The 13147-nt window shown below is 73.6% G+C and carries 12 protein-coding genes; 6 read left to right on the top strand and 6 right to left on the bottom strand.

Annotation, left to right across the window (positions count from 1 at the left end):
* Together ACFOSY_RS27450 and ACFOSY_RS27445 are read right to left on the bottom strand one after the other, a co-directional pair.
* A partial coding sequence (locus ACFOSY_RS27450; RefSeq protein WP_394311708.1) for a phosphocholine cytidylyltransferase family protein occupies positions 1–466 on the bottom strand: 466 nt, incomplete at its 3' end.
* On the bottom strand, positions 463–2253 hold the full coding sequence (locus tag ACFOSY_RS27445; protein WP_394311706.1) for a DUF5941 domain-containing protein: 1791 nt from the start codon (positions 2251–2253) through the stop codon (positions 463–465). The genes ACFOSY_RS27450 and ACFOSY_RS27445, both read right to left, overlap by 4 nt.
* A 238-nt stretch (positions 2254–2491) precedes the next feature.
* On the opposite strand from ACFOSY_RS27445, the gene galE reads away from it, so the two are divergent.
* The 3 genes from galE (at position 2492) to idi (ending at position 5458) form a co-directional block, all read left to right on the top strand.
* Complete coding sequence (gene galE / locus ACFOSY_RS27440; RefSeq protein ID WP_394311703.1) at positions 2492–3472, top strand: UDP-glucose 4-epimerase GalE; 981 nt, start codon at positions 2492–2494, stop codon at positions 3470–3472.
* A gap of 133 nt (positions 3473–3605) precedes the next feature.
* On the top strand, positions 3606–4544 hold the full coding sequence (locus tag ACFOSY_RS27435) for a cation diffusion facilitator family transporter (RefSeq protein ID WP_394311701.1): 939 nt from the start codon (positions 3606–3608) through the stop codon (positions 4542–4544).
* Between the two features lie 320 nt (positions 4545–4864).
* A complete protein-coding gene (idi, locus tag ACFOSY_RS27430) occupies positions 4865–5458 on the top strand; it encodes an isopentenyl-diphosphate Delta-isomerase (protein WP_394311699.1) in 594 nt (197 codons plus the stop codon).
* A gap of 28 nt (positions 5459–5486) precedes the next feature.
* Here the strand turns inward: idi and ACFOSY_RS27425 are convergent, their stop codons facing one another.
* Positions 5487–5948, bottom strand: coding sequence for an ATP-binding protein (locus tag ACFOSY_RS27425; protein ID WP_359602744.1), 462 nt, complete (start codon positions 5946–5948; stop codon positions 5487–5489).
* Between the two features lie 191 nt (positions 5949–6139).
* Positions 6140–6721 carry an HdeD family acid-resistance protein gene (locus ACFOSY_RS27420; protein WP_394311697.1) on the bottom strand — a complete coding sequence of 194 codons (582 nt, stop codon included), beginning with the start codon at positions 6719–6721 and terminating at the stop codon, positions 6140–6142.
* Between the two features lie 129 nt (positions 6722–6850).
* Between ACFOSY_RS27420 and ACFOSY_RS27415 the strand changes: the two genes are divergently transcribed.
* The 3 genes from ACFOSY_RS27415 (at position 6851) to ACFOSY_RS27405 (ending at position 10351) form a co-directional block, all read left to right on the top strand.
* Complete coding sequence (locus ACFOSY_RS27415) at positions 6851–7597, top strand: enoyl-CoA hydratase/isomerase family protein (RefSeq protein WP_394311694.1); 747 nt, start codon at positions 6851–6853, stop codon at positions 7595–7597.
* A 147-nt stretch (positions 7598–7744) separates the two neighbouring features.
* Complete coding sequence (locus ACFOSY_RS27410; protein ID WP_006133333.1) at positions 7745–7876, top strand: LPFR motif small protein; 132 nt, start codon at positions 7745–7747, stop codon at positions 7874–7876.
* A 105-nt stretch (positions 7877–7981) separates the two neighbouring features.
* Positions 7982–10351 (top strand): Tex family protein, encoded by a 2370-nt coding sequence (locus ACFOSY_RS27405; protein WP_394311692.1) that lies wholly within the window; start codon positions 7982–7984, stop codon positions 10349–10351.
* Positions 10352–10397: 46 nt separating this feature from the next.
* On the opposite strand, the gene ACFOSY_RS27400 is transcribed toward ACFOSY_RS27405, so the two are convergent.
* Together ACFOSY_RS27400 and ACFOSY_RS27395 are read right to left on the bottom strand one after the other, a co-directional pair.
* Entirely contained in the window at positions 10398–12038 is a 1641-nt protein-coding gene (locus ACFOSY_RS27400) for an ABC-F family ATP-binding cassette domain-containing protein (RefSeq protein ID WP_394311689.1), read from the bottom strand.
* Between the two features lie 50 nt (positions 12039–12088).
* Positions 12089–13111, bottom strand: coding sequence for an oxidoreductase (locus ACFOSY_RS27395; RefSeq protein WP_394311687.1), 1023 nt, complete (start codon positions 13109–13111; stop codon positions 12089–12091).
* Positions 13112–13147 lie beyond the last annotated feature (36 nt).

The raw sequence follows: 13147 nt of genomic DNA, 5'->3' as shown, positions 1-13147 counted from the left end.
CGACGACGACCTTCATCTCCTCGTCGGCGAGCTTCTTCACCGTGTCCAGCGCGAGGATGATCTTCCTGCCGTCACCGCGCGCGTCCAGCAGCGTCCGCTCCACCGACACCGGGTGCACCGTGTCGCCGTTGGCGAGGATCACCCCGTCCTTCAGGGCGTCCCGCGCGCACCACAGCGAGTAGGCGTTGTTCCACTCCTCCGCCTTGTCGTTGTCGATGAGGGTGAGCTTCAGCCCGTACTTCGCCTCCAGCGCCTCCTTGCGCGCGTACACGGCCTCCTTGCGGTAGCCGACCACGACACCCACCTCGGTCAGCCCGATCTCCGCGAAGTTGCCGAGCGTCAGGTCCAGGACCGTCGGTTCCCCTTCTATGCCCGCGGGCCCCACCGGCACCAGCGCCTTGGGCAGGGTGTCGGTGTAGGGGCGCAGACGCCGGCCGGCGCCGGCCGCCAGCACGAGGCCGATCATGCGGGTTCTCCTTCGTCGTGTACGGCGGGTGCGCCACCCTGGTGGGCGGCGACCCAGAAGCGGATGCTCTCGGCGAGCACCACGAGAGCCACGGCCACGGCGAGGGCCGTGAGCGCGACGGTGAATCCGGACGCGGTGAGCACGGCCGCCAGGACGGCGACCGCGAGCGTGCGACCTTCGTGCCCCCCGATCGCCCGCACCAGCGCGCGCGGGGGCGCGCCCGCGTCGCCGCGGATGCGGTAGACCGTGTCGTAGTGATGGTAGGCGACCGCGGACACCAGTCCGTAGGCCGCCGGAAGGGCTCCGTTCACCTCCGCGTCGGCCGCCAGCACCAGGGCGGTTCCGTACTCGGCGGCGCGGAACAGCGGGGGGACGAGCCAGTCGAGGCGGCCGGTGAGGGGGCGGCCGACGGCGGCGGCGGAGCAGACCACGTAGGCGAGGGCGGCCAGGACGGTCTGCCATCCGGCGCCCCACACGAGGGCGGCGCCCGTGACCAGCACCGCGCCGAGGGCGGCGGCCGCCACGCCGCCGCGCGCCCGGAAGCGGTGCGCGAGTTCGGACAGCGGTCCGCTGTCGGCGAGGTCGGCCAGGGCCCGGGCCGCGCGGGCGGCCCCGTCCCCGTCCGTCGCGGGGCGGCGCACGGAGCGCAGGATGCGCCCGGCCGTGGTGTACGCGGCGGCGAAGGCGCAGCCGGCGAGCAGCACCCAGAAGGTGACGCGGGGGGCGGTGACGGCGGTGAGGACGGCGATCAGGGCCCAGCGCTCACCGATCGGCAGGACGATCATGCGGCGCACCCAGACCGTCCAGCCGACGCGGTCCAGGCGGCCCGACAGGGCGGCGGGTCCGCCCGCGGATCCGGCCCGGCCCTCGGCGAAGGAGAAGTCGATGACGTGCCGGCAGGACTGGAGGATTATGGCGGCGAGCGCCAGGGCCCAGACGTCGTCGCCGTCACGCGCGGCACCGAGGGCGAGGCCGGCGTAGAAGGCGTACTCCTTGGCCCGGTCGAACGTGGCGTCGAGCCAGGCGCCCAGCGTGGAGTACCGCAAGGAGTACCGGGCGAGCTGGCCGTCGGCGCAGTCCAGGACGAACGAGGCGAGGAGCAGCAGGCCCGCGGCGACGTAGCCGGTGCGGGTGCCGGTGGCGGCGCAGCCGGCCGCGATCAGGGCGGTGAGCAGGGAGGCGGTGGTGACCTGGTTCGGGGTCAGTCCGCGGCGGGCGCACCAGCGCGCGAGGTGGCGCGAGTAGGGGCTGACGCAGAAGGTGGTGAAGAAGCCGTCGCGGGCCTTGACGGCGGACCTGAGGCGGACGGCCTCCTCGTCCACGGCGGCGACGGCCTGCCGGGCCTCGTTGCGGGCCTGCGGGTCGGCGGGGACGGCGGCGACCAGGCTGCCGAGCTCGGGGCGGTGCACGTCGGTGTCGAGGGCGGCGGTGACCCGGTCCGGGAGGCCCTCCACGAGCGTGCCGTTGCCCGCGCGCTGTCCGGAGGCGGAGTTCTCGCGGGCCATCGCGCGGGTCAGGGCCTGGCGGCCGGACCGCTGGGCGGTGACGGCGCCGGGGATCGCGGAGAGCGGGAAGCGGGGGTCGGTCAGCCCGAGCCGCAGGGCGTGCACGTGTCCGACGAACCGGGTGTCGACGAGCGCGACCCGGTCCTCACCGGGGACCCCGGCGAGCAGCGTCTCGGCCTCCGCGGCGCCGGCGGCGGTCCGCACGTCGAAGCCCAGGGAGCGCAGATCGCCCTCGAGTGACGAGCCGGGGACCGGGGGGCCGGTGACGATGGCGGTCGGCAACCGAAAACTCACTCCCTGGGGGCGCGTCCACGCCGGTCATGTACACGGTGATGCGCCCGTCCGGAGGCCCTGCGGGCGGCATGTCGGCAGAGGCTATCGGATACTCGGAAGCCCGCGTTCACCGCCCGTTCGCCGACCGGATCGACGCGGTTCGCCCGTTCCTGTGCCGCGCTCATCATCGGGGATGACGGCCCCGGCTCACAAACCGCGCCGGTGGCTCACCTTAGGGTGGACCACCATGACGTGGCTGATCACCGGCGGAGCCGGATACATCGGGGCCCATGTGGTGCGGGCCATGACCGACGCCGGGGAGCGTGTCGTCGTGCTGGACGACCTCTCCGCCGGGGTCCCGGCGCGACTGCCCGAGGGCGTCCCGCTGGTCAGCGGCTCCGCGCTGGACGGCGACCTGCTGACCAAGGTGCTCACCGAGCACGGCGCGACCGGCGTGCTGCACCTGGCGGCGCGCAAGCAGCCCGGCGAGTCGGTGGAGCAGCCCACCCGCTACTACCGGGAGAACCTGGGCGGCCTCGCGACCCTGCTGGACGCCGTCGCGGAGGCGGGCGTGCGGCGCTTCGTCTTCTCCTCGTCCGCGGCCGTCTACGGCGATCCGCACGTGGACCTCATCACCGAGGACACCCCGTGCGCCCCCGTGAACCCCTACGGCGAGACCAAGCTGGCCGGGGAGTGGCTGGTGCGGGCGGCGGGCCGGGCGCACGGCATCGACACGGTGTGCCTGCGCTACTTCAACGTGGCGGGCGCGGCGGCCCCCGAACTGGCCGACACCGGCGTCTACAACATCGTGCCGATGGTCTTCGACCGGATCACCCGCGGCGAGGCCCCGCGCATCTTCGGCGACGACTACCCGACCCCGGACGGCACCTGCATCCGTGACTACATCCATGTCGCCGACCTCGCCGAGGCGCACCTGGCGGCGGTGCGCACGCTGTCGGAGGGCGGCGTCGAGGGCGATCTGACGCTGAACGTCGGACGCGGCGAGGGCGTCTCCGTGCGGGAGCTGATCACGGTCATCGGGGAGGTCACCGGCGACACCACCGCCCCGCTGGTCGAGCCGCGGCGCCCCGGTGACCCGCCCCGCGCGGTGGCCTCGGCCGCCCTCGCGAGCGAGCGCCTGGGCTGGAGCGCGCGCCGTTCGGTGCGCGAGATGGTCGAGTCGGCCTGGGAGGGCTGGCAGCTCTTCCAGGGCGCCCCGCGCGCCTGACCTGCGGATCGTTTCCGCAGGTCAGGGCACATGACAACGGTGTTCAGTGCCGCGTTGCCGGATACCCCCGCCCCGTAGTTCACTGTGCTCCGGAAGGGCAGCGGCAGGCGACGGCGGAAGGGCGGCGGCGGGCATGGGGGCAGGCCACGATCACGGGCACGCGCACGGGGCGCCGGCCGGCGGCACGGTCAGCGCGGCGTACCGGGGGAGGCTGCGGATCGCGCTGGCGATCACGGTCTTCGTGATGGTCGTGCAGATCGTCGGCGGTGTGCTGGCCGACTCGCTCGCCCTGGTCGCGGACTCGGCCCACATGGCGACCGACGCCCTGGGGCTGGGCATGGCCCTGCTCGCCATCCACTTCGCGGGCCGCCCGCCGAGCGAGCGGCGCACCTTCGGGCTGGCCCGCGCGGAGATCCTCGCGGCGCTGGCCAACTGTCTGCTGCTGCTCGGCGTCGGCGGCTACGTGCTGTACGAGGCGATCCAGCGGTTCATCACGCCGGCGGCCACGGAGGGCGGTCTGGCGATGGTGTTCGGCGCCGTCGGCCTGGCCGCCAACCTGGTGTCGCTGTCGCTGCTGATGCGCGGGCAGAAGGAGAGCCTGAACGTGCGCGGCGCCTTCCTGGAGGTGGCGGCGGACGCGCTCGGCTCGGTCACGGTGATCGTGGCGGCGCTGGTGATCGTCACCACCGGCTGGACGGCCGCCGACCCGGTCGCCTCCCTGGTCATCGCGCTGATGATCGTGCCGCGCACGCTGAGGCTGCTGCGCGAGACGCTCGACGTGCTGCTGGAGGCGGCGCCCAAGGGTGTGGACATGGCCGCGGTGCGGGCGCACATCCTGAACACGCCGGGGGTGGAGGACGTGCACGACCTGCACGCCTGGACGATCACCTCGGGGATGCCGGTGCTCTCCGCGCACGTGGTGGTCAGCGCGGACACGCTGAACGCGATCGGGCACGAGAAGATGCTGCACGAGCTCCAGGACTGCCTGGGCGGCCACTTCGACGTGCAGCACTGCACCTTCCAGCTGGAGCCGAGCGGGCACGCGGAGCACGAGGCGCGGCTGTGCCACTGAGGCGCCCGGGTCTTCCGTATGCATCGGTGTCACTCGGCACGCGGGTGTCGCGCGGAGTGGCCCGCACGCCCCCGGGCGCGCCGATGCGCCGGGGAACGCAGCCTTCCGCCGGGTGACGGCGTCTCCTCTTTCCGGCGGGTGCCGTGGACGCGCATCTCCGACGCCCGTCACGGGCACGATCAGCGCGGGTCCGGCTCCGTCCGGCCGCCGCCGCGGTCGCCCGTCACGCCGGGGGCGGGACATGCGGGGGAGGACCGGAGTGCCGGGAGTGCCGGATTCGTGCGGCAGACTGGGGCGCGAACACCGAGTGAAGGATGGGTATGCCGATCACACCTGCCACCGCGACGAACAGCCCGTCGAGCGGCACCGCCGAGCCGATTTTGCTGGAACTGGTCGACGAGGACGGCGTGACGGTCGGCACCGCGGAGAAGCTCTCCGCCCATCAGCCGCCGGGGAAGCTGCACCGGGCGTTCTCCGTGTTCCTGTTCGACGAGCGGGGCCGGCTGCTGCTCCAGCAGCGGGCCCTCGGCAAGTACCACTCCCCCGGTGTGTGGTCGAACACCTGCTGCGGCCACCCGTACCCGGGCGAGGCCCCGTTCGCGGCGGCGGCCCGGCGGACGTACGAGGAGCTGGGGGTGTCGCCCTCGCTGATGGCCGAGGCCGGCACGGTCCGCTACAACCACCCGGACCCGGCCTCCGGTCTGGTGGAGCAGGAGTTCAACCACCTCTTCGTCGGCATGGTGCAGTCGCCGGTGCGGCCCGACGGGAACGAGGTCGCCGCCACGGCGTACGTGACGCCGGAGGACCTGGCGGAGCGGCACGCGCGGGACACCTTCTCGGCCTGGTTCATGACCGTGCTGGACGCGGCCCGGCCGGCCGTGCGGGAGCTGACGGGCCCGTCGGCCGGGTGGTGACGGCGGCCCTTGGAAGGCGGGCGGCCGGCTAGTAGGTCTGCGCGGGCTTGAGCGGCAGGGCGGCCCAGATCACTTTGCCGCCGGTGGACGTGTGCTCGACCTCGCAGGCTCCGCCGGCCTCCCGCGTGATCTCGCGCACGAGGAGCAGGCCCCGGCCGCCGGTGCGCCCGTAGTCGTTCTCCAGGGCGGTGGGGCGGTAGGGGTGGTTGTCCTCCACGGACACCCGGATCCACTCGGCGCCCACCGCGACCTCGACCGCGAGCATCGGGGACAGCAGCGCCGCGTGTTTGACCGCGTTGGTGACCAGTTCGGAGACGATCAGCAGCAGGCCCTGCACCACGTCGTCCGCGACCGGGACCCCCTGCCGCAGCAGCAGGTCCCGCACGGCGTGCCGGGCCTGTGGCACCGAGGCGTCCACGGCAGGGGCGGTGAACCGCCAGACACCTTCGTACGGCAGCGGGTCGCCACCCTCACGCTCGATTGTCACCACACGTCGAGTGTTGGGACCGATCGCCTCCGCCCTTCCGCACTGAACACAAGTCAGCGGATATCGAGCGTTTCCGACCGTTCGGGCCCGACTCGGGCGGGCGCGGGACCGTTCGGGTCCGTTGTGTGCCGCTCCGGGCACTCTTCGGTCGTACACGCCGGAAGACCCGTGCGCCGAGAGGGCAGTGCGCGCCTCTACTTGCCGGCGACCATCCCCACGATGCGCCGGCCGCCGTAGCCGGTGGCGATCAGTCCCAGCCCGTCGAACAGCAGGGACAGCGAGAAGAACGTGCCGATGACGTACTGGCTGCTGCTCGGCCAGTTGGCCAGGACCAGGATGCCGAGCAGGAGCCCGAAGGCGCCCTGCACCAGCGTCCAGCCGAACTGCGGGCCGCGTACGACCAGGCTGCCGACCAGCCGGAAGACCCCGCCGGTCAGGAACAGCAGCGCGGCGAACATGGTCAGCGCCTCGGCCGCGGCCTCCGGCGTCTTGACGATCACCACCCCGGCCGCGATGTTCAGGGCGGCGACGACCACGCCCAGCCAGAAGAAGTTGGTGTCCCTCGCCTGCACCGCGTGGAGCAGCCCGACGAGGCCGCCGACCAGCAGCAGCCAGCCGAACAGGAGCATCGTGGTGAGCGTGGCGGCGGCCGTGTAGATCAGGCCGATCAGCCCGGCGACGACGAGGATCACCCCGAGCACGGCCAGCACGCCGAAGCCGCGGTTCAGCTTCGCCGTGTCGCCTCGCGGGCCCGCGGCTCCGGTGGACCTGGTCATGGCTGCCTCCCGGCTCTCGTCCCCGTCCCGACCCTCCCGCTCCCCCGTGTCCCCCGCCCCCGGCGCTCGTAACACCGGCCCCGGAGCCCGCCGTACACCGCCGTGACCGGGGCGGATAGCATCCGGCGCATGGAGGAGCCGCAGCTGCTGCACAGCGTCACCGACTCGGTCGCCACAGTCGTGATCCGCCATCCCGCGAAGCGCAACGCGATGACGGCCGCGATGTGGGCGGCGCTTCCCCCGCTGCTCGGCGCGCTGGCGGCCGACCCGGGGGTGCGGGCGCTGGTGCTCACCGGCGACGGCGGCACCTTCTGCGCCGGCGCGGACATCTCCACGCTCCAGGGCTCGCCCGTGGAGGCGCAGCGGCTGGCCGTGGCCGCCGAGGAGGCGCTCGCCGCCTTCCCCAAGCCGACCCTGGCCGCCGTGCGCGGTCACTGTGTGGGCGGCGGGGCGCAGCTCGCGGCGGCCTGCGATCTGCGGTTCGCCGAGGAGGGCGCGCTCTTCGGGGTGACCCCGGCGAAGCTCGGCATCGTCTACCCGTCCTCCGCCACCCGGCGGCTGGTGTCGCTGGTGGGCTCCGCGACCGCCAAGTACCTGCTTTTCTCCGGCGAGCTGATCGGCACGGAGCGGGCGCTGCGCACGGGGCTGGTGGACGAGGTGCTGCCCGTCGGCGCGCTGGACGCGCGGGTCGCCGAGTTCACCGGGATCCTGACGTCCCGGTCGCTGCTGACCCAGGCGGCGGCGAAGGAGTTCGCCGACGGCCGCACCGACCGCGACGGCCACTGGCTCGAGCAGGCCGCCGCGAGCGAGGACACCGCGGAGGGGGTCGTGGCGTTCCTGGAACGCAGGGCGCCGCGCTTCACCTGGAGCCTTTGACCAAGCGCCCCAAGAGGGCGCGGGGAACTGCGCGACAAGCCCCCACGTACCCGCACCGTGAAAACAGCGGGTGCATGTTGAAGCGTGGACGAGGTACCCGCAGGGGGAGGCCGGCCGCACCGGCCGGACGACGAAAGGGGTTCCCACGTGTTCCGTGCCATCGCAGACGTCCTGCGCCAGATCGGCGGCGCCGTCGCCACCGTCGTGACGCTGCCGTTCCGGGCGCTCGCCCGGCTGTTCGGCGGCGCGTCCTCCTCCGCGCGCGGCCGTCGCGCCTGAGTCCGCCCGGGGGGTGTCCGGGCGCGTCGCCGCCCTGATCCCCGATTGTCGTCGCCACCTGCCACAATTGCCGCGCAACCTCAGTGGAGAAGGCGGTACGGGAACGTGACGACACCCTTCGCAGGGTCCATCGAAGGCAGGATCGCCGAGGAACTCGGCGTACGGGAGCGGCAGGTCAAGGCCGCCGTGGAACTGCTCGACGGCGGTTCGACGGTGCCCTTCATCGCCCGCTACCGCAAGGAAGCGACCGAGATGCTCGACGATGCGCAGCTGCGCACGATCGAGGAGCGGCTGCGCTATCTGCGGGAGCTGGAGGAGCGCCGCACGGCGATCCTCGACTCGGTGCGCGAGCAGGGCAAGCTCACCGAGGAGCTCGAGGCCCGCATCCGCGGCGCGGAGACCAAGGCGCGCCTGGAGGACATCTACCTGCCGTTCAAGCCCAAGCGGCGCACCAAGGCGCAGATCGCCCGCGAGGCGGGTCTGGAGCCGCTGGCGGAGGGGCTGCTCGCCGATCCCGGTGTGGAGCCCCTCGCCGCGGCCGCCGCGTTCGTGGACGCCGGCAAGGGCGTCGCGGATCCGCAGGCCGCGCTGGACGGCGCGCGGGCGATCCTGACCGAGCGCTTCTCCGAGGACGCCGACCTGATCGGCGAGCTGCGTGAGCGGATGTGGGTGCGCGGGCGGCTGGCGGCGAAGGTGCGCGAGGGCAAGGAGGAGGCGGGCGCCAAGTTCGCCGACTACTTCGACTTCTCCGAGCCGTTCACGGAGCTGCCCTCGCACCGGGTGCTGGCGATGCTGCGCGGCGAGAAGGAGGAGGTCCTCGACCTCGTCCTGGAGCCGGAGGAGCCGGTGGAGGGCCGCTCGTCGTACGAGGGCGTCGTGGCCCACCGGTTCGGGATCGCGGACCGGGGCCGCCCGGGCGACAAGTGGCTGCTGGACACGGTCCGCTGGGCCTGGCGCACGCGCATCCTGGTGCATCTGGGCATCGATCTGCGGCTGCGGCTGCGCACGGCCGCCGAGGACGAGGCGGTGCGGGTGTTCGCCGCCAACCTGCGCGACCTGCTGCTGGCCGCCCCGGCGGGCACGCGCGCGACGCTCGGTCTCGACCCCGGTTTCCGTACCGGCGTGAAGGTCGCCGTGGTCGACGCGACCGGCAAGGTCGTCGCCACGGACGTGATCCACCCGCACGTGCCGGCGAACCGCTGGGACGAGGCGATCGCCAAGCTGGCCCGGCTGGCGAAGGAGCACGCGGTCGAGCTGATCGCCATCGGCAACGGCACGGCGTCCCGCGAGACCGACAAGCTCGCCGGCGAACTCATCGCGAAGCACCCCGAGCTGAAGCTGACGAAGGTGATGGTGTCCGAGGCGGGCGCCTCCGTGTACTCGGCCTCCGCGTTCGCCTCGCAGGAGCTGCCGGACATGGACGTGTCGCTGCGCGGCGCGGTGTCCATCGCGCGCCGGCTCCAGGACCCGCTGGCCGAGCTGGTGAAGATCGACCCGAAGTCGATCGGTGTCGGCCAGTACCAGCACGACCTGTCCGAGGTGAAGCTGTCGCGTTCGCTGGACGCGGTGGTGGAGGACTGTGTGAACGGCGTCGGCGTGGACGTCAACACCGCGTCCGCGCCGCTGCTCGCCCGGGTGTCCGGCATCTCCTCCGGTCTCGCCGAGAACATCGTGGCGCACCGCGACTCCAACGGCCCCTTCAAGTCCCGCCTCGAGCTGAAGAAGGTGGCCCGGCTGGGCCCGAAGGCGTACGAGCAGTGCGCGGGCTTCCTGCGGATCCGCGGCGGCGACGACCCGCTGGACGCGTCCAGCGTGCACCCGGAGGCGTACCCGGTGGTGCGGCGGATGGTGAAGACCGCCGGGCAGGAGGTGGCCTCGCTCATCGGCAACACGGCGGTGCTGCGCTCGCTCAGGCCGCAGGACTTCGTGGACGACACGTTCGGTCTGCCGACCGTGTCCGACATCCTCAAGGAGCTGGAGAAGCCGGGCCGTGACCCGCGTCCGGCGTTCAGGACCGCCGCCTTCAAGGAGGGCGTGGAGAAGATCTCCGACCTGTCCTCCGGGATGATCCTGGAGGGCGTGGTCACCAACGTGGCCGCGTTCGGCGCGTTCGTCGACGTCGGCGTCCACCAGGACGGCCTGGTGCACGTCTCCGCGATGTCGAAGACGTTCGTCAAGGATCCGCGGGACGTGGTGAAGCCGGGCGACATCGTCAAGGTGAAGGTGCTCGACGTCGACATCCCGCGCAAGCGGATCTCGCTGACGCTGCGTCTGGACGACGAGGCCGCCCCGCAGGGCCAGGCGCCGGGCGGCGACCGTGAGCGCAGGCAGCGCGGCGGCCGTCCGCCCCAGCAGCGTCAGGCCCGCGCTGGTGGCGGCGGTGGTGCGCGGCAGGCGCCCGCCCCGGCCAACAGCGCGATGGCGGACGCCCTGCGCCGGGCCGGTCTGGTCGATCCGAAGAGCGGCCGCCGCTGAGCGATGAGGTGCGATCCCGGGCCGCACGCGGGGTCCGGGACCGGGCTCAGAGTTCGGTCACCGTGCCGTCGGTGACGTGCAGGCGGCGGGTGACGTGCACCGCGTCCAGCATCCGGCGGTCGTGGGTGACCAGCAGCAGCGTGCCCTCGTAGGCGTCGAGGGCGGACTCCAGCTGCTCGATGGCGGGCAGGTCGAGGTGGTTGGTCGGCTCGTCCAGGACGAGGAGGTTGACGCCCCGGCCCTGGAGCAGTGCGAGGGCGGCGCGGGTGCGCTCGCCCGGTGACAGGGTCGCCGCGGGACGCAGCACGTGCTCCGCCTTGAGGCCGAACTTGGCGAGCAGCGTGCGGATGTCGGCCGGCTCAAGGTCCGGCACCGAGGGGCGGAAGGCGTCGAGCAGCGTTTCCGGGCCGTGGAACAGCGCGCGGGCCTGGTCGACCTCCCCGAGCAGCACACCCGAGCCGAGGGCGGCGTGGCCCGCGTCGAGCGGCACGCGGCCCAGCAGGGCGCCGAGCAGGGTGGACTTGCCCGCGCCGTTCGCGCCGGTCACCGCGACCCGGTCGGCCCAGTCGATCTGGAGGGTCACCGGGCCGAGGGCGAAGCCGTCGCGGCGCACCACGGCGTCGCGCAGGGTGGCGACCACGGCGCCGGAGCGCGGGGCCGCCGCGATCTCCATGCGCAGCTCCCACTCCTTGCGCGGCTCCTCGACGACCTCCAGACGCTCGATCATGCGCTGGGTCTGGCGCGCCTTGGCGGCCTGCTTCTCACTGGCCTCGCTGCGGAACTTGCGGCCGATCTTGTCGTTGTCGTTGCCCGCCTTGCGGCGGGCGTTCTTCACGCCCTTGTCCATCCAGGCGCGCTGCGTCTGCGCCCGGTCCTGGAGGGCGGCGCGCTTGTCGGCGTACTCCTCGTACTCGTCGCGGGCGTGCCGGCGGGCCACCTCGCGCTCCTCCAGGTAGGCGTCGTAGCCGCCGCCGTAGAGGTTGATCTGCCGCTGGGCGAGGTCGAGTTCGAGCACCTTGGTGACCGTGCGGGAGAGGAACTCGCGGTCGTGGCTGACGACGACGGTCCCGGCGCGCAGGCCGCTCACGAACCGTTCGAGGCGTTCGAGACCGTCCAGGTCGAGGTCGTTGGTCGGCTCGTCGAGCAGGAAGACGTCGTAGCGGGACAGCAGGAGCGAGGCGAGCCCGGCGCGGGCCGCCTGACCGCCGGACAGGGCGGTCATCGGCTGGTCGAGGCCGACGTCCAGGCCGAGGGCGGCGGCGACCTCCTCGGCGCGTTCGTCGAGGTCGGCGCCGCCCAGCGCGAGCCACCGTTCGAGGGCGGTGGCGTAGGCGTCGTCCGCGCCGGGCGCGCCGTCGACCAGGCCCTGGGTGGCCTCGTCCATGGCGTGCTGAGCCTCGGCGACGCCGGTGCGGCGGGCCAGGAAGGCGCGCACGGTCTCGCCGGGCCGCCGCTCGGGCTCCTGCGGGAGGTGGCCGACGGTGGCGGTGGGCGGGGAGAGCCGCAGCTCGCCCTCCTCGGGCGCGGCGAGCCCGGCGAGCAGGCGCAGCAGCGTGGACTTGCCGGCGCCGTTGGCTCCGACCAGGCCGATCACGTCGCCGGGCGCGACGACGAGGTCGAGCCCGGCGAACAGGGAGCGGTCGCCGTGTCCGGCGGCGAGGTTCTTGGCGACGAGGGTGGCAGTCATCAGACCGCCGATCCTAGAGCCTCGGCGGTACGGCGGGGGTCCCGGGCCGGTCAGGGGGCGACGGCGGTGACCAGCACGGTTCCGGCGGTTCGGGCGACGAGGTAGGCCTCGCCCTTGACCGCCGGCGGGTCCAGCGGGACGCGGTGCCGGCCGGGTTCGAGGACCGCGTCGAAGAGGTCGCGGCTGCGGGCGCGGGAGAGGCGGTCGACGCGGTGCGCGGTGAGCCGGACGCGGCAGGCGGAGACCACCTCGAACTCGGCGGCGCCGCCGGCCGCGGTGAGGTCCGTCAGCCGCCGGTGGCCGTCCCGGCCGGCCTCCAGGGCCTGTTCGGCCTGCGCGACCAGCAGCGGGACGACGGGCGCGAGCGCGTCGACGCAGGGCACGTCCGCCCCGGCCCCGGTCAGCGCCCGGCGCACGGCGTCGCGTTCACGCGCGGGGACCGAGCGGGCGAACAGCACGGCGTCGTAGGAGCGGAGTTCGTCGGCGGGGACGCCGTCGGCGCTCTGGGTGATGTCGGCGCCGATGCCGATGGTGCGCAGGGCGGCGGCCAGCCGGGCGAGCGGGGCGGCGCGGGCGCCGATCAGCAGGACGCGGCGGCGGCTGCCGGGGAGGTCGCCGTCCAGGAGCGCGGTCAGGGCCGCGCGGTACTCGTCCCCGCGGAAGCGGAACGGGCCCATCCCGTGGTAGCCGTCGCGCTCCAGGTCGGCCCGGTCGCCGGTCTGCCAGGCGAAGTCCCGCCAGACGACGTCGTCGCCGTCCCGTTCGATGACGGCGGTCACGGCGCCGCAGGCGAGGTCCTCGCACTCGGGGCAGCCGTAGACGACGTACCGGCCGTCGGGCAGGGGCGCCCCGGTCTCCAGCAGCAGGCCGCGGACCTGGGCGGTGAACAGGGACGGCGGCACGTCGGAGGCGAGCGGGGAGACGGCGTCCAGGTCGGACAGGCGGTACAGCAGCGGGCGTCCGTCGACGACGAAGTCGACGAAGTCGCGGTGCACGTGGAAGTCACCGCCGGCGAGCAGCCCTCCGGGGCGGGTCGCCGGCGCCAGGCCGAAGGTCGCGTACTCGGCAGACATGCCGTGAGTATTCCCACCCGGGGCCGGACCCGAGCA

It is taken from the genome of Streptomyces lusitanus, from assembly GCF_042647945.1.
In the GTDB taxonomy this organism is placed as follows: Bacteria; Actinomycetota; Actinomycetes; order Streptomycetales; family Streptomycetaceae; genus Streptomyces; species Streptomyces pseudogriseolus.
This window is presented reverse-complemented; position numbering and strand designations above follow the sequence as displayed.

Coding starts and splice junctions, on each gene's coding strand:
- ACFOSY_RS27395 (WP_394311687.1), bottom strand. CDS start 13,111: ATGTCTGCCGAGTACGCGACCTTCGGCCTGGCGCCGGCGACCCGCCCC.
- ACFOSY_RS27435 (WP_394311701.1), top strand. CDS start 3,606: ATGGGGGCAGGCCACGATCACGGGCACGCGCACGGGGCGCCGGCCGGC.
- ACFOSY_RS27400 (WP_394311689.1), bottom strand. CDS start 12,038: ATGACTGCCACCCTCGTCGCCAAGAACCTCGCCGCCGGACACGGCGAC.
- idi (WP_394311699.1), top strand. CDS start 4,865: ATGCCGATCACACCTGCCACCGCGACGAACAGCCCGTCGAGCGGCACC.
- ACFOSY_RS27420 (WP_394311697.1), bottom strand. CDS start 6,721: ATGACCAGGTCCACCGGAGCCGCGGGCCCGCGAGGCGACACGGCGAAG.
- galE (WP_394311703.1), top strand. CDS start 2,492: ATGACGTGGCTGATCACCGGCGGAGCCGGATACATCGGGGCCCATGTG.
- ACFOSY_RS27415 (WP_394311694.1), top strand. CDS start 6,851: ATGGAGGAGCCGCAGCTGCTGCACAGCGTCACCGACTCGGTCGCCACA.